Here is a 21,433-nt window from a genome sequence, read left to right as displayed (position 1 = left end):
CTATCCTATAGAATGCGCCGCTTGTTTGATGTGATCGATTCCAACATCACAAATCAAATATGATGCAAAAAAGCGTAATGAAGGGGCAAAGTAATGAGCTTTTGGCAAGAAAAAGCACTCGAAGAAATGACTAGAGATGAGTGGGAAGCGATTTGTGATGGCTGTGGCAAATGCTGTTTACACTCTTTTATCGACAGCGATGAGGAAGATGAATCATTTGAAAGCACCGACTTTTTACGCGAAGGTGAAGAGTTACTCTACACTGATGTTGTTTGCCAATATAACGATAAAAATAGCTGTGGTTGTAGCCGCTACAGCGAAAGGCAAGTTCTAGTTCCGTCTTGCGTACAGCTAACCAAAGAAAACCTCAAAGATATCTTTTTTATGCCAAACAGTTGTAGTTATCGACGACTTCATGAGGGCAGGGGACTGGCAAGCTGGCATCCTCTTAGAAATAATGGTTCCAAACAAGCCATGATAGATGCGGGGATCAGTATTTTTGGTAAGGCAACCTCAGAACTGGAAGTAGATTTAGAATCTGATTTTGAAGCGCATATAGTAGAGTGGCCCCACAAAGACTGCGAGTAAAAAACAGGGACTAGGATAAATGTTTTGCTGTAGAGCATGCATCTATCCTAGAAAAAAGACTACTATTCGCCAATATCACCTTTAGACGGCAAAGCGGCAAATGCACCGTAGTGTTGAACGGCGAACGCACCACATTTTGCAGCATATGCGACTAAGCCTTTTGCTTCATTTAGTGTGATGGCAAACTCAGTATCTCGGGTAGGTTTAAACTTTCGAATGATCTCAGCAAGTAACCCCCCTACAAACGCATCTCCCGCAGCCGTGGTATCCACCGCGACAACATTTGGCGCAGCGACTTTAGCACTATCATTTTGTAGATAAATCTCAACGGGGTTTGCGCCGTCGGTTATTAATAACAATTGAGTTTGCTTATCCATAATTGCGGCTATGGTTTGCGCTTCGGTTTTACCCACATGACTATTCGCGTTCAGGTATTCCAATTCTTCGCGTGAGAGTTTAACGACATCACTTAGTGCGATACAATGCCAAATTCTATCAAGAATATGCGCTGTCGAACTCCATAGGTTCAACCTCAGGTTCATATCAAAACTAACAAGCATGTTGTTTGCTCGTGCACGCTCAAGCGCATAAACCGTGGTTTTATAGATATTCTCTTCAGTAAGACTGTTACTGCATATATGTAATACAGAATGCTCTGTAAACATATCCTCAGAAAAATGTGTTTGCCTGAACAACAAATCCGCCGCTGGTGGCCGATAAAAACTAAAGCTTCTTTCACCTTGTTTATCTAAAGAGACAAATGCCAATGCCGTTTTGGCTTTATCTGTATACTCAAGGTACCGGGTATTTACGCCATTAGCCTGTAGCTCTTCAGCTAAAAACTGGCCGAACATGTCATTGCCTAACATGCCGCAAAAATACGCATCAACGCCTTGCTTTGCCGCAGCTACTGCCACGTTTGCAGGCGCGCCGCCTGCATATTTAGTAAATGATTCTGGTGTTTTGCCATCCGATAAAAAATCAATCAACGCCTCACCAAAACAAACAAGTGCCATGTTATTCGCCTTTTAACTTCATTGAACGCAGGACTTCGTAACACGCGCCCATAGTGTGATAATCGGTCTTGCCCGCCGGGCTTTTTTCATCGCTGTACTTTTCGTTCTTGTTATTCAAAATACGATACCAAGCACCGTATTCATGGTCGACGAAGTTATCCCAAGCATATTGCCAAATTCTGTCGTACCACTGCCAATATTTTTCATCACCGGTTTCAAGTGCTAGTAGCGCAGCCGCAGCGAATGACTCAGCCTGAACCCAAAAGTACTTATCATCATCACAAATCGACTTATCCGGCGCAAAGCCGTAGCAAATTCCGCCAAATTCACTATCCCAAGCAGCTTTTAATGACTCATCAAACAAGTGCGCGGCTTTTTCCACAAGCCATGACTTTGGCATGTAGCGGTTAATCAACAATAATAATTTTGACCACTCAGTTTGATGACCGGGCTGAAATCCCCAAGGCCTGAATAAGTGTTTGGGATCGCCTTTGTTATACTCAAGGTCGACTTGCCATTGACTATCATAGTGCTCCCAAATCAGCCCTTCTGCCTTAGCGGCTTGACGATTTACCATATTGTCGGCAAGCATATATGCACGCTGTAAAAACTTTTCATCCTGCGTTGCTTCAAAGCAAGCTATTAGCGCTTCGCAGGTATGCATATTGGCATTTTGACCTCGGTACTTATCTGCCTGATTAAAGTCTGCATCGAATTCGTCTTTATAGAGTCCAAAATCAGGCTCAAAGTATTTCTCTTCTAACAGCTGCCATACTCGCTCAATTGCAGACTTGCTGTCTGATAACCCAACCTTCAACGCACAGGCATGAGCCAATAAAACAAAGGCGAGCCCGTAACAATGGTTAGTGCCATCTACAACATTTTCGCCTTCAAGCAACCACGCATAGCCGCCATTTTCCTGCCTATGGACAGTTTCTAAATATTCGATACCATGCTTAACCTTATCTAAGTCAGCTGGCTCTTTAAAATAGTCATAAGCCATAGCATAGTTAAAGACAAAACGGGTACTTGATACTAAGTGACGCGTGTTCGCATCATAAATCTCGCCATTATCCTTGAAGAAGTGATTAAAGCCACCACGTTCATCCACGCAATTTGGTGCGTAAAAGCTGAGCGTCTTTTTAATGTGTGCTTCTAAAAATTGCGTTGTTCTAAAATTCATCTAACTTTTAACCTACTGCTGAACATTTCCGTTACTTTAGCAGATAAAACATGGAACGATCCAACAAAACATTTGTGATTTTCATGTAACAGTGTGTAGAATCAAGGTGAAAACAGATTGGAGTATCACTTGTGAGCGAAATAAATACAAATCAAACCTTCGTCACAAGCGGGAATACCGAGAATAATAATTATCGACTTCCGCTTATTGCAATGACAACGCTTTTTTTCCTTTGGGGATTTATTACCGTTTTAAACGATGTCCTCATCCCACGTCTAAAAGGCGTATTTGACCTTAACTACACCGAAGCAATGCTGATCCAGTTTTGCTTTTTTAGTGCCTACTTTATTATTTCTTTACCTGCTGGGTATTTAGTTAAACGCTTTGGCTATAAAAATGGCGTACTAACGGGCTTAATCGTGGCATCCATTGGCTGCATCATGTTTTATCCCGCCGTTGTTGTTCACGAATATTGGATTTTTCTCTCAGCGCTTTTTGTGCTTGCATCTGGCATCACTGTTTTGCAAGTATCAGCGAATCCTTATGTAGCAGCACTCGGGCATCCTCGCACTGCGTCAAGTCGTTTAAACCTTGCGCAAGCGCTTAATTCACTGGGTACCACTATTGGTCCTATCGTGGGTGGCTTTTTATTGTTTGGTTCAGCCGGTACGCTAACCGTTGAAGCTGCGGCAAGCGCAGAGGGGGTAAAGGTACCTTATCTTATTTTGGCAGCTGCGCTACTAACAATCGCCGTTGTATTCGCGTTTTTAAAGTTACCCATTATTGCTGAGCATACTGAAGCCGTCGATTGTAAAGCGAAACACCATAACCTAATTGAAGCCCCACACTTAGTAATGGGTGTAGTAGCTATTTTCTGCTATGTCGGTGCAGAAGTTGCGATTGGGAGTTTCCTTGTAAATTACTTTGCAGAACCTGAAATCGCAGGACTTGAAGAGCACGCTGCAGCAAAACTTATCGGGTACTACTGGGGTGGTGCTATGGTAGGGCGCTTTATCGGCTCTGCTGCCTTAAAGACCATTGCACCTTCAAAAGCAGTGGCTTTCAACGCTGTCGTTATTATTTTATTACTGGCATTGACCATGAGTACCAGTGGCAACATTGCGATGATTGCCGTACTCGCGATTGGCTTGTTTAACTCCATTATGTTTCCGACAATCTTCTCAATGGCAATTGAAGGCTTGAGCTCACTAACTAGTAAAGGTTCTGGCTGGCTGTGTTTAGCCATTGTCGGTGGTGCTATTGTGCCGCTCATTCAAGGTGTGGTTGCGGATAAATTCCATATTCAGATCAGCTTTATTGTGCCATTGCTTTGTTATGTCTACATCGCATGGTACGGATTAAACGTGGTTAAGCTGTCGCAAAAGTGGCAAGCAAAACTGAATTAAGTTAACGAAAGTTTACAAGGCGAGCATAGCTCGCCTTTTTTATTGCATAATTTTTTCGTCGCAGAGTATTGAATACGTATTCATAAAGGGTATTATAAAACAAAATTGGAACGCTCCAATTCAAAACAAAAACTAGGAGAGAGTAATGCGAGCTAAAACTTGGGCGTTGGCAATCACACAAAGTGTGTTGTTATGCGCAACAGTTCACGCCACTGAATCAAATACTCAGTGGGTCGATACCTTCATTGGTACTGGCGGTGATGGCCACACCTTCCCAGGCGCAGTCGTGCCATTTGGTATGGTGCAATTAAGCCCAGATACAGATAACCCCATGCGCGGTGTTTCCCCTCAACCAGAAATCTACAAGCGCTGCGCTGGTTATCACTATGACGACCATACTATTGTTGGTTTCTCCCACACGCATTTCTCTGGTACTGGTCACTCAGATCTTGGCGACCTGCTGATCATGCCAATGACAGGCGAAGTAAAACTCGATGCTGGTACCGCTGAAAATCCAGACATAGGGTATCGCTCACGCTTTTCTCACGACCAAGAATGGTCTGAACCTGGCTATTACGGTGTTGACTTACTCGACTATGGTGTGAAAGCCGAAGTCACTGCAACCACGCGAGTGGGTATGCATAAATACAGCTTCAACAAAGCAAAACAGGGTCATGTATTGCTTGATTTGACCTCAGCAATCTATAACTTTGAGAATAAAGTGATTTGGAGCGACATCCGCAAAATAAACGACACCACATTGGTTGCTTACCGCGCAACTAATGGCTGGGCGCGTAACCGCCAAATGTATTTTGCCATCGAGTTCTCAAAACCTATCGCTGACTATCAGTTTTATAATCTAGACAACAACCGTTATCGTTGTATGAATTGCTTAGGAAAAGACAGCAAACACTCTACGATTGAGAATACCGCAGTAAAAATGACAGCAGGTAAAGCCGTTAAGTTTGTTGCAAGCTTTGATAATTTAGACGAAACGCCACTGTTGGTGAAAGTCGGACTTTCTGCAGTTAGCCGCAAAAACGCATTAGAGAATCTTAAAACTGAAGTACCAAGTTGGGATTTTGATAACGTTCGCGAAAATGCCAAGTCTCAGTGGGCAAATTATTTAGATAAAGTCGACGTGGAAGGCACCAAAGCGCAAAAACGTCAGTTTTACACTGCGCTTTACCATGCGCTACAAGCGCCTAATATCTACCAAGATGTAAATGGACAGTATCGAGGCGTTGACGGTGAAATTCATGACGGCAAAGGTTTCGAGCACTATACCTTATTCTCGTTGTGGGATACCTATCGTGCATTACATCCATTGCTCACTTATATCGACCCAGACCGCGTATCCGGCATGATCCAATCGATGCTAGTACATTATCAGCAAAGCTATGAAAAAATGTTACCTATTTGGTCGTTCCATGCCCACGAGACATGGACCATGATTGGTTATCATGCGGTTTCAGTCATTGCTGATGCATATCTAAAAGGGATCAGAGATTACGATATTGATTTAGCAGTAGAAGCAATTGAAAACACGGCTAACAACCCAGTGTACGATGCCATCCCTGAATACAAGAAATTTGGCTATGTACCAATGGACGTACTTCCTGAGTCTATTTCTATCACTCTTGAATATGCTTACGATGATTTTGCCATCGCAAAAATGTATGAAGCGATGGGCAATACCAGTAAAGCGAAAGACTATTACCAACGTGCGATGAGCTATAAAAATGTGTTCAATAAAGAAACCGGTTACATGCAAGGGTTAGATTCAAAAGGAAACTGGGATCCCGAATTTGACCCTTTTGAAGCAAAATACATGGGCCCATACACCGAAGGTAACGCGAAGCAATATAGCTTCTATGTACCGCATGATGTAGCTGGCCTGATTGAATTAATGGGTGGTGATGATGCATTTGAAGCGCGTCTAGATGCACTGTTTGATACCCACCTTTCTGAAGAGATGATCAAAGAGCACGAAGATATTGCAGGCCTGATTGGTAACTATGCCCATGGTAATGAGCCTAGCCATCATATTGCCTATCTATATAACTACGCGGGTAAACCGTGGAGAACCCAAGAGCGTATTCGTCAGATCATGGATACCTTGAGCTCAGACAAACCGGATGGCCTTGCAGGAAATGACGATGTAGGTCAGATGTCTGCTTGGTATATATTTTCAGCGATGGGCTTTTATCCTGTTGCGCCAGGCGACCTAAGCTACGCGATTGGTGCGCCTCAAGTGCCAGAAGTTACCTTGAAACTTGCAAACGGCAAAGCATTTAGAACCGTTGCGAAAGGTTTCAGTGACAAAAACAAATATATCAAGTCCATTAAATTAAATGGAAAACCGCTTAAGCGCAGCTACATCACACATAACGACATTATGAATGGTGGTACATTGGAGTATCAAATGTCTAGCAAGCCGAATAAAGCATGGGGTCAATCCAAGACGCAGAGACCGCCTTCATTGTCGGAGTATAAGTAATGGTTAAAGCAGGAATATTTCTTGCGGCTATGACCACATTTGCAAGTGCGCCGTTCGCACTTGCAAATGACATCGATAATGCCGCAGCGCGATTAAAACCGATCGCGTTTCAGTCAGACTTAGCATGGCGTCAATTTCCTCTACCAGCCGTCTCGCTCAGCAAAACGACTAAAATTAACCATTTCGCATGGCAAGAAATTGATAACAAAGTAATAGAGCAAATAAGTTATAACGTGGCTAGATTACTTTATAAAGATATGACTAGCGCGCCTAAGCTACCAACCCTCCATATCGTCTTTGAAGACCTAAAAGGGGTTGCATATAAAGAGGGCGATTTTAACGGCGCAACAATCCATATCAGCGCAAACTACATGGAAAACTTTTCTACATCGCACAGTGAAACAGAATCAGTCGACGAACTTATCGGTATTCTCTATCATGAAATTGCCCATGCTTATCAGCTAGATGATCATAACTACAAGGAAATAGGGCCAATCATTGAGGGAATAGCAGATGTTGTTAGACTAAAAGCTGGGTATATTCCTGATGATACCCAAAAGCCTGGTGGCAACTATAAAGACGGCTATAAAAATACAGCATTCTTTATCGATTGGTTATCGAAGCAAAGTAACCGAGACCTACTTCAGGAGATCAATGCTCAATTGGACCCACATGACGACATAAAGTGGGACTGGCAATACTTTGAGCAATCAGCAGGTGTTAAATTAGATACTGCTTGGCGACATTATCAAGCGTCGTTACTGTAACGCAAGGTGAGCGAAGTCTCACCTTTATTTAACATTCACTCTAAACCTCTCTCATTTCCTGCCGATAATCAAAGACAAACCTTTGAGTTTTTGATAAAAATAGTTACAAAGGAATCCAATTCCTAAATCTATTAATAATAATCGGCCAACAAGTGTATTGTTTGGCTGAAGAAAAGAACAATTTCAACAGGATCATGATGTTTAAAGCGCTAAAGTTCACCACCAAAGTAACCGTAGCAGCCTCCCTTGTGTTAGTAATTGTGCTCGGCTTATTTACCGTAAACAACTTTCTTGTTATGCGAGACCAAACTCAAGCTCGACTTACCTTGGTTTTACAAGAGATTTCAAGCTCGGTTTCACAGAATATCGCCAATTGGCTCAATGACAGACTTGAAATCGTGGTCTCGATTGCTGATGGTCATAGAGCTGATGACTCCACTGAACAGATAAGAAGACGGTTAAAAACCGCAGACACTGCGGGGGATTTCAAAAACGTTTTTATTGGCACGCCAGATGGAACATTTGTGTTGGACGATCCAAGTATCCAACTTCCTGCTGATTTTGATGCGACTAGCCGCCCTTGGTACAAGCTCGCTGAGCAAAAACAAGATACCGCATTTACCGCACCTTATATCGACGTTACCACCAACGAATTCACTATCTCAGCCGTTGTACCTGTAAAACAAGGAGGCCGTTTCGCAGGTGTGGCAGGGGGGGACATCGACATGTCAACCATCACAGAAATTATCAATGAAATTGACTTCTTAGGGTTTGGTTACGGTTTCTTACTTGATGAAAGCGGTAAAATACTCAGTCATCCAGATACTAAACTGAATGACAAGCCGATGTCAGAGCTGTTTGGTAAACGCCTGTCATTAAATCGGGATTTCACGGAGCTTGAAATTGATGGCACAGAAAAGCTCGTTTCATTTGTAAAAATGAAAGGCATTAAAAATGTCGACTGGTATCTTGGCGTTGTCATTAATAAAGAAATTGCCTATTCGTCCGTATCTTCTTTTAGAAATATGGCGGCTATCTATATGCTACTTGGCGTGATTGCGATTGTGGTGATGCTACAACTATTGCTCAAGTATCTGATGCGCCCGATGTATAATCTCAATGCAGCCATCAAAGACATCGCCCAAGGTGAAGGTGACCTTACTCGTAGGTTAATCGTAGAAAATCAAGATGAATTTGGCGAGTTATCCGATTATTTCAACCAATTTATCGATAAAATTCATGCTTCTATTACGCAGGTAAAAAATACTACAGTAACACTTGAAAACGTCGTAAATAGTTTGGTTGCGCAAACGCAAGATACCTTATCTATGTATACAGATCAGTCAAAGCGCACCGATAGCGTCGCGACAGCGATCAACGAGCTTTCTTCAAGTGCACAAGAGATCTCAAACAATGCAACCCATGCTTCAGAACTTGCCAGTAACGCCAACAAGCTTTCTGTTGAAAGCCAACATTCACTCACTCAAAATATCGAAGAAATTGCTTCACTGACACAAAAAATGTCTCAGGCACAAGACACGCTGGATGGATTGGATAAACTCTCAGGCAGCATAGGGCAAGTGCTTGAAGTGATCAAAGGTGTTAGCGAGCAGACCAATTTACTGGCGTTAAATGCTGCCATCGAAGCGGCTAGGGCAGGTGAGGCCGGACGTGGATTCGCCGTCGTTGCCGATGAAGTAAGGCAATTAGCACAGCGCACGCAAGAGTCAACGCAAGAAATCGAAAGCACTATTGCACAACTACAACAAGGTTCTGCTTCAGCTGTGGCCGTAATGAAAGCGAGTTTAGAAGACTCAGCAAGAAGCGCCGATAGAGCCAATGCTTCAGGTACTAAAATGCAAGAAGTGAGCAATTCGATTGATGCCATAGACGGCGTTAACCATGCAGTTGCCAGCGCCACCCACCAGCAAAACACCGTTATCCAAACATTAGATAGCGACATTCATCATATTAGTGACCTCAGCCTGCAAGGCAGCAATAACCTAACCGCAACCCTTGAAGAGTGTAAGTCATTGAAACTACAGTTCGACGAATTAGAACAAATGGTGCTCAAGTTTAGAGTCTAACGCCATCTCACTAGAGCTTAAAAGCCGCTTAACAAAAGCGGCTTTTTTGTGATCCTTTTATGACACAAAACACCTGCAACATCTCATTAACCAACAAAATTTCCTTAAAAACAATAAGTTAATTGATTAATGTAATTTCAATGACAGCTGTCACATTTGTGTATTAGTTGCGCAACATGGTTGTCATTTTTCGTAATTAGACTGCACCCAGTTTTTTAGCAACTAGCAATAATTTATAAGGTGTATGCGATGAAGTGCGTTAACCACTTGCTTATAGCAGGTATGCTAGCAACGGCCTCTGCCGGAGCAACAGAATTAAATCAAGCGATGGACAAAAGTGCAGCTATCAATGAATCTGCATTAAAGTCTCAAGGGAAAATCGATGGTATTGCAGACGATATGCAGTCTCGTTTGCAAAAGTTCAAGACGTTGAACAAAGAAATCGACGGCCTATCTGTTTACAACGCTCAATTAGAAAAACAAATCAAAAACCAACTTGAAGAAATGGCAGCCATTAACACCTCTATGGATCAGGTTTCGGTGATCGAGCGTCAAATCACACCTCTCATGATGCGCATGATCACAGGTCTGAAACAGTTTGTTGAATTAGATGTGCCTTTCCTTCCTAAAGAGCGTGCTGAGCGTATTACTCAGTTAACTAACTTGATGGAGCGTGCTGATATTTCATCAAGCGAAAAGTTCCGCCGCGTACTTGAGGCTTACCAAGTCGAAGTTGACTACGGACGTACTATCGAAGCTTACACCTCATTACTTGACGTGAATGGACAAGAACGTGAAGTAGATTTCCTACGAATTGGTCGTCTTGAGCTGCTTTATGTCACAAAAGATGGCAGCCAAGCTGGTTTTTGGAACAAAGACAGTAATGCTTTTAACGCATTACCAGATACCAACATCAGCCAAATCAATAAAGGCATTCGCATCGCACGTAAGCAGTTAGCACCTGACATGTTAACGCTTCCAGTTCAAGCCGCAGAGTAATAGGTGAGACCACTATGAAATTCGTACAAAAATTCACTAAACACGCTATTTTCGCAACAACACTTGCGTTAACCGCATCTGCGCATGCTGAACAAGCATTAGATTTAGATTCACTACTAAAAACCTTAGAGCAAGGGCAAACGGCACAAACAGCCCAAAACAAACAACGTGAAGCCGAGTTCAAAGCGCAGCAAAACAACCAAATCCAAATGTTGAATGCGTTAACGGGTGAACGTAACCAAGCGTTGGCTAAATCAGAGCGTCTAGAAACCAATTTCGAAGAAAACGAAATAAAACTGGCCAACCTAAGTGACACGCTTAGCAAGCGTATGGGTACATTAAAAGAGCTATTCGGTGTGCTTCAACAAGTAGCTGGCGATAGTTCAAATAAGTTCGCAACTTCAGTTGTATCAGCTGAAATTAAAGGTCGTGATGATTACATGACTGAGCTTGCGAAAAAGATGGGCTCAACATCGCGTCTAGCATCAATCGAAGACATTGAAAAAGTCTGGTTTGAGATGCAACGTGAAATGACGGAACAAGGTAAAGTGTCGCGCTTTAATACCGAAGTTATCGTAGCCGGTGGTACCAAGCAAAACAAAGAAGTGCTTCGCGTCGGTGCGTTTAACTTAATCGCTGATGGTAAATACCTGACTTACAACAATGATACACAAACGCTTTCTGAACTGACTCGTCAGCCAGCGTCTCGTTTCACCTCAACAGCGGGTGAATTACAAAATGCGAAGACCGGTTCTGTCGATTTTGCCCTTGACCCAACAGGCGGCTCAATTCTCGGTCTACTAGTACAAGCGCCAAATACCGAAGAACAAGTACACCAAGGTGGCGCGGTAGGTTATGTGATCCTAGGTGTTGGTTTACTGGCACTACTTATTGCAATTGAGCGTTTTGTATCACTCATGTTGATGGGTTCTAAAATCAACCGTCAGCTTAAAGATAGTGTTGCCCGTGACGACAACCCATTAGGTCGTGTGATGAAAGTGAAAGAGCAATATCCAGATGTGGCTTATGACACGCTAGAGCTCAAACTAAGCGAAGCAATCCTTCGTGAGATGCCAAAGATCACTCGTAACCTGACTTTAATCAAAATTATTTCAGTCGTAGCACCTCTACTTGGTCTACTCGGTACAGTGACCGGTATGATCAACACCTTCCAAGCAATCACCTTGTTTGGTACGGGCGACCCTAAACTCATGGCTGGTGGTATTTCTCAGGCCCTCGTAACCACCGTACTTGGTCTGGTTGTCGCTATCCCAACCGTATTCCTTTACACACTACTAAACACACGTTCTCGTAACTTGCTGCTTATTCTTCAAGAGCAGAGCGCGGGGATCATTGCTGAGCGTAGCGAGAAAGGAGCGTAATCGTGGTTTTATTGCTTGATGCAATTAACGCTTTACGTGAATTCCTTGATACAGGTGGCCAGGTTCTCCTGGTCATCGGCTTCGTAACCTTCGCCATGTGGCTACTTATTCTCGAGCGCTTCATGTTTGTGTTCGGTAAATACAGAGGCTACAAAAACGAAGTCCTACAAGCTTGGAATTCGCGAAATGAGCGTAACAGTTGGAACGCAGAGCAGATAAGACAAGCAACTATCTCTCGCGTGGGGATCAAACTCAACGCCAACTTACCATATATCAATGTCATGGTGGCACTGTGTCCTTTACTAGGACTCCTAGGCACGGTAACTGGCATGATTGAAGTATTTGATGTAATGGCGATCACCGGATCAGGCAGTGCACGCTCTATGGCATCTGGGGTATCAAAAGCAACTATCCCGACAATGGCAGGCATGGTTGGCGCGCTTTCGGGTGTATTTGCATCGACCTACCTTCAGCGTAAAGCCAAGCGTGAAGTTGAGTTGTTAGAAGATAAAATGCTACTAGACCATTAAGCGGTCGTGTGAGGAAAGAATTATGAGAGCACCACTTGCAAAAGTATTCCAAGAAGAAGAAGCAGAAGAAATCAACATGACGCCAATGCTGGACGTTGTATTTATCATGCTTATCTTCTTTATTGTAACGGCCTCTTTCGTTAAAGAAGCGGGTATTGATGTTAACCGCCCAGAAGCGGCCACTGCAGTTAAAAAGCAAAGAGCCAGTATCCTGGTTGCAATTTCAGATACTGGTGAAATTTGGATTAACAAACGCCAAGTAGACATCCGTGCAGTTCAAGCAAATATTGAGCGTCTTAAAGCGGAGAATCCGCAGGGTAGTGTGGTTATTCAGGCTGATAAAAAGGCAACTACTGACACGCTAATTAAAGTAATGGATGCATCACGCGCAGCTGGCGCATTTGATGTTTCGATTGCAGCACAGGAGTCATAGGAACATACCATGCGTTACTTAATTGCTTTAGTAATTGCAGGCATAGTTACCTTTTTCCTTTTCTTGGGTATGCAAGCGCTTATCCAAGGAGGGGAAGGAGCAATGACAGATCCTGTAAAAGGACAAGTACTAGATTTCGTCCGTCTTAAAAAAGAAGAGACGGTGGAGAAAAAAGAGCGTAAGCCACAAAAGCCACCAACACCTAAAGAGCCGCCTCCACCAATGGATGCACCACAAACCCAGAACAATAATCTTGACGCAACAGGCGGCAACTTTGATTTCAGTGCCAATGTGGACGCTGACGTAGATTTGGCGAGTGGTTTAGCACTTGAGTCCAGTGATGGTGAATATCTGCCAATCGTTAAAGTTGCGCCGGTATATCCAAGACGTGCTTTATCACGCGGAATTGAGGGGTATGTGATTGTTGAGTTCATTGTAACTAAACAAGGCACTGTGAGAAACCCTGTTGTAGTAAGCGCCGAACCGGAATCAATCTTTGACCAAGCAGCGCTTGATGCGGCATTGAAATTTAAATACAAACCTCGCGTAGTAAACGGTGAACCGGTTGAAGTTGCGGGTGTTCAAAATAAGATTTCATTTCAAATTAATGGCTAACTGCCATTAAGGATTGCGATTATGAAAATGTTTAAAAAAATTACGTTAGTAAGTGCGTTATTTAGCACAGGTTTAATGGCGCCGAGTCTCATTTCAGTCATACCAAATGTTAATTTGGCAACGGCTTATGCTGACTCAGAAACTAAAACCAAGCGTGTGCCCGCGCTACGCGAAAAAGTGTATAGTCAACTGGCCCGCGCGCAAAAACTTGCAGACGACGGGCAAGTTGCAGAAGGCCTCGCCGCATTAGATTCGGTGAAAGAACGCGTTTCGAGTATGAATAGCTACGAAGTGGCAATGATGTATAACTTCTATGGCTTTATTTATTACAACGAAAACAAGCTCGACAAGGCCATCGAATCTTTCAAAGCAGTTATTGCGGAAGAATCTATTCCTGAGTCCCTGCGTCTTTCTACGACATTTAGCTTGGCTCAATTGGCCATGGCAAACAATGATTTTGAAAGTACATTATCATTCCTTGATCAGTGGAAAGAAGCTAATACCCAGGCCCCAAAAAGCAACTTTTATATTTTAAAAGCGCAAGCGCAATATCAACTAAAAAAATATAATGATGCGATAAGCAATATAAATACTGCGATTAATTTAGTTGAATCCGAAGGTGAACTACCAAAAGAAAACTGGTTAGTTCTTCAACGAGCGATATATTACTCATTAAATCAGCCGAAAAAAGTGGCGGATGTTTTAGAGAAAATGGTTACCCTTTATGACAAACCACAATACTGGATCCAGCTTGGCGGTATGTACGGTGAAATAGGAGCCGAGAAAAAACAGCTTGCAACATTTGAAACTGCGAAGCAAAGGGGCTTTATAAAATCGAAATCTGATTATATGCAACTTGCTCAAGTCTATTTAATGAACGCCTTGCCTTTTAAAGCAGCTGAAGCACTCGATAACGGAATAAAAGCAGGTGTCGTTGAAGACAGCGCCAAAAACCTAACTTTTATCGCAGAAGCGTTCGTTCAAGCAAGAGAAGATAAAAAGTCACTACCTTTCTTCCTAGCAGCAACCGAAAAAGTTGAACATGGCAATTTAGATCAGAGACTTGCAGAGATCTACTTAAATCTTGAACAATATGATGAAGCCGCAGATCACGCCCGACTTGCTCTCAATAAAGGCGATTTAACGTTTGAGTCTAACGCCTATGTCGCACTTGGAATGGCACAGTTTAACCTGCAAAACTTTGATGCTTCTATATTGGCCTTCGAACAAGCTGAAAAGCACAAAAAATCAGCAAACCTCGCTAAGCAATGGATTAAATATGTGAAGCGGGAAAAAGTTCATGCTGAAACATTAAAACAAGCTTTATTATAATATTTTATAATCGCAACACCAAAGCCGCCTTCGGGCGGTTTTTTTATTTTTAAAAGTTCCAATTTTTATTATGAAGATTTAATTACAATCATTTTGTGTAATCTTCGTGTAATAAAACCCCATTAATTTAGTCACATCATTTAAACACAGTAAAAAAATAATTTTTTAAAAGTCTACTATTGGAGTTAGCAATGGAACTAAAAAACCTCTTCAGAGTCTCTGCAATCGTCGCTGCTATGGCACTTACTGGTTGTGGTGGTGACATCGAAGTTACACCTACTGTAAACGATAACAGCACTAACAATTCAAACAATACAACAAACAATGGCGATTCAGGCGGTGATACAGGTGGCGATACTGGCACAACTAACCCTTGTACAACTCGCGCTGTAGGAAGCACTGAAGTTCAAGGTACGTTCCAAGCACCACACTGTGTATACGGCACTGACTTTGCTTCTAAATCGCTAGAAGTACAAGGTGATGTTACATTCAAAAAGCTTGAGAATGGCGGCGCTCACGTATTCAAAGGTGCACTTTTAATCGGTAAAGATTGTAACACATCAACAGGTTGTACAATCGAGGCGAGCGGTCCAACACTAACTGTAGAGCCAGGTGCTGTAATGGCATTCACTTCTGGTGAGTCAGTGGTTCGTATCGCGCGTGGCGCGAAGATCAACGCAGTTGGTACTGCAGCCGAGCCAATTCGTTTCACTTCAGCAGCAGAATTTGACGCATTTAACCTAGCAGGTATCGGTCCACAGTTTGCTGACTGGGGTGGTATCATGGTTAACGGTTTTGGTATCACAAACGAATGTACCGATGCAGAGCGTGATGGCGACCTATGTAATGCAGATTCTGAAGGTGTAACAAGCTACTATGGCGGTAAAAACAACGCAGATAGCAGCGGTCAAATCAAATATGCGCACATTTGGTATGCAGGTTCTGGTCCTCGTGATGGCGGCCCTGGGGACGACTTAAATTCACTAACACTGAATGCTGTGGGTTCTGGTTCAAGCTTCGAATTCCTTCACATTCACCAAGGTTTTGACGATGGTATCGAATTCTTCGGTGGTGCTGCAAACATCAAAAATATCGTAGTAACGGATACTCAAGATGATGCTGTTGACGTTGATGCAGGATGGCAAGGTAAAGGCCAGTTTATCCTTGTTAAGCACGGTACAATTCAAACTAAGCGTGACGTTACTTATGCTGATGACAACGGCGACGCGGTACTAATTCCTGCGGGCACAGAAGGCTTCATGGGTAACAATGGTTTTGAAACCGATGGTGAAAAAGCAGCAGGCCCTGATTACAGCCAAGCACCAGCATCTACGCTTAATTTTGCAAACGTAACTGTGTTAACGACTGATGGTAACTCAATTCGTGATGATGACGAATCACAAGGTATGAAGTTTGACGATGCAATCCGTGGTATGTATTACAACGCATTAGTAGTTAAATCATCAGCTGCGAATGGCACTGAATGTTTAGAATTTAAAGATGATAAGGCTGCTGCAAACGCTGAAGCTGATACGCTTAACTATGTAAGCTCTGTACTTGCTTGTGCTGCAAACTTTAAAAATGGTTCTGACCCATTACCTGCAGGTGAAGGTAAAGAAGACTGGTTTGTTAACGCAGGCTCTAACCAAATTCTAAACGGTGCAGCTGACGTAATTGCAGCTGACGGCTTCTCAACAAATTCAAGCTCTACCGCTATCACTGTTGAAGCAAACGACCTAAGCAGCCTAAATGACAACTTCTTCACGACCGTTGATTACATTGGTGCGGTATCTGATAAAGATACATCTTCTGAATGGTATCAGTGGGTTAAGAAAGCAATTGAGGCTTCAAACGCTGACTAATTATCCGTAATGACCTTAGTTATTACAATTAAGGCGCAGTCATTGCGCCTTTTTTATGATTTTTGGCAGGATTGCATATGGATACTCAAATGAAATTTAAAAAAGTTGCTTTAGCCATCAGTACGGCACTCTCAGTCGCAACTTCTCTACCAAGCGTTGCAGAAGAAGAACAGGCAATCGAAGAAGTTGTTGCGGTAGGTACTCGTTTGCAAGGTAGTGCTGCGGCGGTAATTGAAGAACGTAAAAACCAAGCCTTCGTTGCGGATATCTTAGGCGCAGAGCAGCTATCTAGAACAGGTGATAGTGATGCAGCATCCGCGCTACGTCGTGTTACCGGTCTCACGTTAGTTGACGGCAAGTTTATCTATGTTCGTGGCCTAGGTGAGCGTTACTCAAGTGCTCGCCTGAATGGTGCCGCAGTACCGAGCCCGGACTTAACCCGAAACGTTATTCCACTCGATATTTTTCCAGCAAGCATTATTGAAAGTCTAGCGGTACAAAAAGCTTATTCTCCATCAATGCCTGCTGCATTCGGTGGTGGTAACATCGATATCCGTACTAAGTCTGTACCATCGGAGTTCACCGCAGGTATTGAGGTAGGTATTGGCCAAAACTTTAATTCTGATAAAGGCTTTACCTACAGCGGTACCACGGAAGGTATACCTCAAGTACTACAAGATGCAGTTGTAAGATATCGTGGTAACTTTGACATCGGCGAAGTTGTAGACAAAAACGGTTTCAAAGATAAAGACGGGCTAACACGTGCGGATCAAGCAATTGACGTGATCAAAGGTTTTGTGTCATCACTTCCTCGCGATATTCAAGTCAAAGAAGAGTCCCTAGATCCAAACTTTGATGTAAAAGCCAACATTGGCAATAGTTTCCAAGAAGATTGGTTAGGCGGCACGGTAGGCTTTATGCTTGCGGGTTCCTATGACAACGATTGGAATTATAGCGACCGCACAACAGGTGTTATTGACGACACATTAGCTGAAAACTGTACTTCAAAACTAGAAACCGCAGAAGACACAGCCAATTCCTGTTATGTGACACTTAAAGAATCTAAAGTAACGACTGAAACTGAACGCCTAAATGGTGTATTCAATATCGGTTACCGCTTAGATCAGCATAGCATTACTTATTCTAAGATTTATCTAGAAGATAACGAAACCGAATCAGAGTTTTCCGTGTTACAAAGCCCTAACGGCAGTACCGTTAGAACAATTGCGGGAACGGGCGCGGCACAGCGTTCACATCAGTTTGATTACGAAGAACGCACGTTGGATATCGACCAAGTGATTGGTCAACACACGTTCCTCGATTACTGGGGGGTAGGCTTTGACTGGCAGTATACAGAGTCAAAAGCGCAAACCGATATTCCAACAGAAATCGACTTTAAGTTTATTGATAACTATAACGAAGACGGTTCTTATAAAAACTCCATCGTAACCGGTGATGATAACCGTATAACGTACGCCTTTACCGACATGGAAGACAACGTAAAGTCTTACAGCGGCAATGTCACCTTACCGTTAACCTTCGAGGGTATAGAAATTACCCTTAAAGGTGGTTATGACTTTATGGACAGAGCGCGTGTTTACAATACCAGTAACTTCGTTGTAAACAACAAAAGTGGTATATCCATCCCAGTAAACTTTGATGAGTCTGAGATCTATGGATTATCGGGTTATCTTGACGATGAGTTTTTGAACAACAACACTTTCTTGTTGACCTTCAACGAACCTCAGGCACCAGCGGCAGACGATTATATCGCGGCTCAAAAGATTGATGCGGGCTATGGTGAGTTTGATATCTTCTTCGACAATACCTGGCGTATTAGTGGTGGTATTCGTTACGAAGACTTTAAACAAGTGTCACTTGCAACATCGAGTCTGATCTTCGACCGCATAACGATGGAAACGATTTACGATGAAGAGCGTATTTTAGCCGGTACAGTTAACGAAGATAACTTCTTTAACGCACTATCGCTAACGTATCTTTCAGACGGTAACTATCAAGTACGTTTTGGTTATGGTGAAACCACAGTACGCCCTGACTTACGCGAGTTAGTACCGGTTGCCTACTATGATCCACTAACCGATATCCGCACCTTCGGTGTAGCTGGCCTAAAGAGTAGCGACCTGAAAAACTATGACGCGCGCTTTGAGTACTATATGGATAATGGCGACAACTTCTCAGTTGCGGCATTCTATAAAGACATCACGGCACCAATAGAAACCATCTTACGGGTTGGTGATGAAGACTATACAGCAACCTTCGTAAATGGTGAGGAAGGCGAAGTATACGGTATCGAAGCCGAGTGGTTATATGACTTATCGAGTCTTGCGAGCGGCTTCTTTACGTCAGGTAACATCACCTTAAGTGATTCTGAAGTATCGATAGATCCTGCTCGTGCAGGTAACTTAACCAATCCAACAAAGCGTATGACGGGTCACTCAGAGTACGTAGTTAATATGCAATTAAACTATGATTCGGCTGATGGTCAACACAGTGGTTCATTAGTGTATAACGTCTTTGGAGAGCGTATTTTGGCTTCTGGGATTGGTGGTAGAGATGATGCTTATGAGCAACCATTTCATTCGCTTGACCTAGTATATACTTGGTATCCAGACTTTAACTCTAAAGTTAAATTTAAAGTCAAGAACTTGCTAAATGAAGATCAAGAAGTAACTCAATCTGACGTGGTAGTAAGACAAAAAGATGTTGGCACCTCAGTTAGCCTGAGCTACAGCTACGAGTTCTAAGGAACAACTAAGCTAAACCAAAGCCAAGGCCCGCCTTGGCTTTTTTGATCTTTATCAATCTTTCTAAATTTTTTTATTTGTTATTCGTTATTTCATAGACTAAGTTCTGTAACTTTGTGTATAGTTGGTCTATATATAAAAATATATCTAAATACTTCAGTAAGTTACTAGCTTGTTAATATACTTGTCATATTTAACTAGTAACATTATTTAAGAGCTTTAAAAACAAAACCATAGCTCGTTTCGTACCGAGTTCTTGTTGACGCAAATGCGTTAAATTAGGACAACCTTTACATGTTGTATCCAAACCCCGCCATGCGGGGTTTTTTATTTTTTAAAATCCTGATTTCTAGCTAGTCCACTGCGTATTCTTTTGCTATGGTAGCCATCTAGACATACGACTCACGCAATGATCCGTATAATCAAGAATTAAGGCACATAACATGAAAAAAGTAGGACTCGTCGGCTGGCGTGGAATGGTTGGCTCCGTGCTGATGGAGCGTATGCAGCAAGAAAATGACTTTGAGGTCATTGATGCACACTTCTTTACTACCTCGCAAGCGGGCCAACTTGGCCCCGTTGTGAAAGGCGGTGGAGAGCCAAAGCTGCTAAAAGATGCAAGCGAAATTCTATCGCTTAGCGAAATGGATATTATCATCTCTTGCCAAGGCGGAGATTACACCAAATCTGTATATCCTTCATTGCGTGAACAGGGCTGGGAAGGCTATTGGATAGATGCAGCTTCAGCACTGAGAATGGAAAAAGACAGTATTATTGTGCTTGATCCGGTCAACAAAGATGTCATCCAACAAGGTCTTGAGCAAGGTGTAAAAACCTTTGTTGGTGGTAACTGCACGGTTTCTCTTATGCTACTAGCGCTTGGTGGTTTATTCGAGCAAGACTTAATAGAGTGGGTGAGCCCAATGACCTATCAAGCGGCATCAGGTGCAGGCGCAAGAAATATGCGTGAACTCATCACTCAAATGGGTGAGATCCACAGCTCGGTTAAAGCACAACTCAACGACCCAAGTTCAGCCATCTTAGAAATCGATAAGCTAGTGGCAGAAAAAATCAAAGATGAATCTTTACCACAAGATCAATTTGGTGTGCCGTTAGCCGGCAGCTTAATTCCATGGATTGACGTTCCAATGCCGTCTGGGCAAAGTAAAGAAGAGTGGAAAGCACAAGTAGAAGCAAACAAAATCCTTGGCTCGTCAAAGCAGCCCATTCCTATTGACGGATTGTGTGTACGAATTGGCGCGATGCGCTGTCATTCACAAGCGCTCACCATCAAGTTACGTGAAAATCGAAGTGTCGAAGAAATAGAAGCGATTCTCGCTGCACATAATGAATGGGTGCGCGTCATTCCTAATGAGCGTGATATTACCGCAAAAGAGCTAACTCCGGTTAATGTTACCGGCACACTGAATATTCCGATAGGCAGGATAAGAAAGCTCACTATGGGTGAAAAGTATATCAGTGCATTTACTGTTGGTGATCAACTTTTATGGGGGGCGGCAGAGCCACTTCGTAGAATGTTAAGGATCATTACAGGTTAGTTTCTAAAGGCGCCGTCGGCGCCTTTTGTTTTTTTAATCAATGACTTTTGTAAGACCGATTAAGGCGTTTTCACTCTCACCATCGTGGCATCGAGTATCAGCACTATCTCTATTTTCAATGACTAAGCGATATACAGTGCGGTATTTTTCACCTTCGCGGATGGCATCTAAAACCGGAGCCAGAAGGTAGTGCTGTTCTGGATAAATGATAACAGGCTCAAGGTCAACTCCGGACTCACGCTTAAACCTAACTTCGTAGCTATTATTACCATTTGAATAAAGGTCGTACACGATACCTTTACACGTAAATACAACCGCATATGACTTCAAAGAGATAAGCGCAAGGCTCACTAACATTAGTTTGATAAATCCTTTCATACATTCCTCTATTTAATTTTGACGCCAATAC

The 21,433-nt window shown here is 42.8% G+C and carries 17 protein-coding genes; 14 read left to right on the top strand and 3 right to left on the bottom strand.

Features of this window, described 5'->3' with window-relative positions; all coding sequences use genetic code 11:
* Positions 1-93: 93 nt before the first annotated feature.
* Complete coding sequence (locus tag L3V43_RS08165) at positions 94-588, top strand: YcgN family cysteine cluster protein (RefSeq protein WP_237116252.1); 495 nt, start codon at positions 94-96, stop codon at positions 586-588.
* A gap of 62 nt (positions 589-650) precedes the next feature.
* Here the strand turns inward: L3V43_RS08165 and L3V43_RS08160 are convergent, their stop codons facing one another.
* Both L3V43_RS08160 and L3V43_RS08155 read right to left on the bottom strand, forming a co-directional pair.
* Positions 651-1,604 (bottom strand): carbohydrate kinase, encoded by a 954-nt coding sequence (locus L3V43_RS08160; protein WP_102058121.1) that lies wholly within the window; start codon positions 1,602-1,604, stop codon positions 651-653.
* A 1-nt stretch (position 1,605) separates the two neighbouring features.
* On the bottom strand, positions 1,606-2,787 hold the full coding sequence (locus L3V43_RS08155) for an AGE family epimerase/isomerase (protein ID WP_102058120.1): 1,182 nt from the start codon (positions 2,785-2,787) through the stop codon (positions 1,606-1,608).
* A 131-nt stretch (positions 2,788-2,918) separates the two neighbouring features.
* On the opposite strand from L3V43_RS08155, the gene L3V43_RS08150 reads away from it, so the two are divergent.
* From L3V43_RS08150 to asd, 13 genes are all read left to right on the top strand, one after another.
* On the top strand, positions 2,919-4,193 hold the full coding sequence (locus L3V43_RS08150; RefSeq protein ID WP_010605507.1) for a sugar MFS transporter: 1,275 nt from the start codon (positions 2,919-2,921) through the stop codon (positions 4,191-4,193).
* 145 nt (positions 4,194-4,338) lie between these two features.
* Positions 4,339-6,693 carry a GH92 family glycosyl hydrolase gene (locus tag L3V43_RS08145; protein ID WP_102058119.1) on the top strand — a complete coding sequence of 785 codons (2,355 nt, stop codon included), beginning with the start codon at positions 4,339-4,341 and terminating at the stop codon, positions 6,691-6,693.
* Positions 6,693-7,460: a basic secretory protein-like protein gene (locus L3V43_RS08140; RefSeq protein WP_102058118.1), complete on the top strand. Its 768-nt coding sequence runs from the start codon at positions 6,693-6,695 to the stop codon at positions 7,458-7,460. The genes L3V43_RS08145 and L3V43_RS08140 overlap by 1 nt, the downstream gene beginning before the upstream one ends.
* A gap of 197 nt (positions 7,461-7,657) precedes the next feature.
* Positions 7,658-9,547 carry a methyl-accepting chemotaxis protein gene (locus tag L3V43_RS08135; protein WP_102058117.1) on the top strand — a complete coding sequence of 630 codons (1,890 nt, stop codon included), beginning with the start codon at positions 7,658-7,660 and terminating at the stop codon, positions 9,545-9,547.
* Between the two features lie 249 nt (positions 9,548-9,796).
* Entirely contained in the window at positions 9,797-10,546 is a 750-nt protein-coding gene (locus L3V43_RS08130; RefSeq protein WP_235367204.1) for a DUF3450 domain-containing protein, read from the top strand.
* A 14-nt stretch (positions 10,547-10,560) separates the two neighbouring features.
* The gene (locus L3V43_RS08125) at positions 10,561-11,928 is read left to right on the top strand and encodes a MotA/TolQ/ExbB proton channel family protein (RefSeq protein WP_102058115.1); all 1,368 of its coding nucleotides are present in this window, start codon (positions 10,561-10,563) and stop codon (positions 11,926-11,928) included.
* A 2-nt stretch (positions 11,929-11,930) separates the two neighbouring features.
* A complete protein-coding gene (locus tag L3V43_RS08120; RefSeq protein WP_010378705.1) occupies positions 11,931-12,458 on the top strand; it encodes a MotA/TolQ/ExbB proton channel family protein in 528 nt (175 codons plus the stop codon).
* Positions 12,459-12,480: 22 nt separating this feature from the next.
* Positions 12,481-12,891, top strand: a complete 411-nt coding sequence (locus tag L3V43_RS08115) for a biopolymer transporter ExbD (RefSeq protein WP_237116253.1) — start codon at positions 12,481-12,483, stop codon at positions 12,889-12,891.
* 9 nt (positions 12,892-12,900) lie between these two features.
* Positions 12,901-13,506 (top strand): energy transducer TonB, encoded by a 606-nt coding sequence (locus L3V43_RS08110; RefSeq protein WP_010605501.1) that lies wholly within the window; start codon positions 12,901-12,903, stop codon positions 13,504-13,506.
* Between the two features lie 21 nt (positions 13,507-13,527).
* Positions 13,528-14,838, top strand: coding sequence for a CDC27 family protein (locus L3V43_RS08105; RefSeq protein ID WP_237116254.1), 1,311 nt, complete (start codon positions 13,528-13,530; stop codon positions 14,836-14,838).
* Between the two features lie 191 nt (positions 14,839-15,029).
* Positions 15,030-16,700 carry a hypothetical protein gene (locus L3V43_RS08100; protein WP_237116255.1) on the top strand — a complete coding sequence of 557 codons (1,671 nt, stop codon included), beginning with the start codon at positions 15,030-15,032 and terminating at the stop codon, positions 16,698-16,700.
* Positions 16,701-16,777: 77 nt separating this feature from the next.
* The gene (locus L3V43_RS08095) at positions 16,778-19,465 is read left to right on the top strand and encodes a TonB-dependent receptor (RefSeq protein WP_237116256.1); all 2,688 of its coding nucleotides are present in this window, start codon (positions 16,778-16,780) and stop codon (positions 19,463-19,465) included.
* Positions 19,466-19,908: 443 nt separating this feature from the next.
* Entirely contained in the window at positions 19,909-21,024 is a 1,116-nt protein-coding gene (asd, locus tag L3V43_RS08090) for an aspartate-semialdehyde dehydrogenase (protein WP_235367208.1), read from the top strand.
* Positions 21,025-21,057: 33 nt separating this feature from the next.
* Here asd and L3V43_RS08085 read toward each other — a convergent pair whose 3' ends face one another.
* Entirely contained in the window at positions 21,058-21,402 is a 345-nt protein-coding gene (locus L3V43_RS08085; RefSeq protein ID WP_235367210.1) for a hypothetical protein, read from the bottom strand.
* Positions 21,403-21,433: the final 31 nt, after the last annotated feature.

The organism is Pseudoalteromonas sp. L23 (assembly GCF_021728455.1).
Classification (GTDB): Bacteria; Pseudomonadota; Gammaproteobacteria; order Enterobacterales; family Alteromonadaceae; genus Pseudoalteromonas.
The sequence above is the reverse complement of the archived record's forward strand: the minus strand, read 5'-3'. Positions and strand labels throughout refer to the sequence as shown.

Coding starts and splice junctions, on each gene's coding strand:
- L3V43_RS08165 (WP_237116252.1), top strand. CDS start 94: ATGAGCTTTTGGCAAGAAAAAGCACTCGAAGAAATGACTAGAGATGAG.
- L3V43_RS08160 (WP_102058121.1), bottom strand. CDS start 1,604: ATGGCACTTGTTTGTTTTGGTGAGGCGTTGATTGATTTTTTATCGGAT.
- L3V43_RS08155 (WP_102058120.1), bottom strand. CDS start 2,787: ATGAATTTTAGAACAACGCAATTTTTAGAAGCACACATTAAAAAGACG.
- L3V43_RS08145 (WP_102058119.1), top strand. CDS start 4,339: ATGCGAGCTAAAACTTGGGCGTTGGCAATCACACAAAGTGTGTTGTTA.
- L3V43_RS08140 (WP_102058118.1), top strand. CDS start 6,693: ATGGTTAAAGCAGGAATATTTCTTGCGGCTATGACCACATTTGCAAGT.
- L3V43_RS08135 (WP_102058117.1), top strand. CDS start 7,658: ATGTTTAAAGCGCTAAAGTTCACCACCAAAGTAACCGTAGCAGCCTCC.
- L3V43_RS08130 (WP_235367204.1), top strand. CDS start 9,797: ATGAAGTGCGTTAACCACTTGCTTATAGCAGGTATGCTAGCAACGGCC.
- L3V43_RS08125 (WP_102058115.1), top strand. CDS start 10,561: ATGAAATTCGTACAAAAATTCACTAAACACGCTATTTTCGCAACAACA.
- L3V43_RS08115 (WP_237116253.1), top strand. CDS start 12,481: ATGAGAGCACCACTTGCAAAAGTATTCCAAGAAGAAGAAGCAGAAGAA.
- L3V43_RS08110 (WP_010605501.1), top strand. CDS start 12,901: ATGCGTTACTTAATTGCTTTAGTAATTGCAGGCATAGTTACCTTTTTC.
- L3V43_RS08105 (WP_237116254.1), top strand. CDS start 13,528: ATGAAAATGTTTAAAAAAATTACGTTAGTAAGTGCGTTATTTAGCACA.
- L3V43_RS08100 (WP_237116255.1), top strand. CDS start 15,030: ATGGAACTAAAAAACCTCTTCAGAGTCTCTGCAATCGTCGCTGCTATG.
- L3V43_RS08095 (WP_237116256.1), top strand. CDS start 16,778: ATGGATACTCAAATGAAATTTAAAAAAGTTGCTTTAGCCATCAGTACG.
- asd (WP_235367208.1), top strand. CDS start 19,909: ATGAAAAAAGTAGGACTCGTCGGCTGGCGTGGAATGGTTGGCTCCGTG.
- L3V43_RS08085 (WP_235367210.1), bottom strand. CDS start 21,402: ATGAAAGGATTTATCAAACTAATGTTAGTGAGCCTTGCGCTTATCTCT.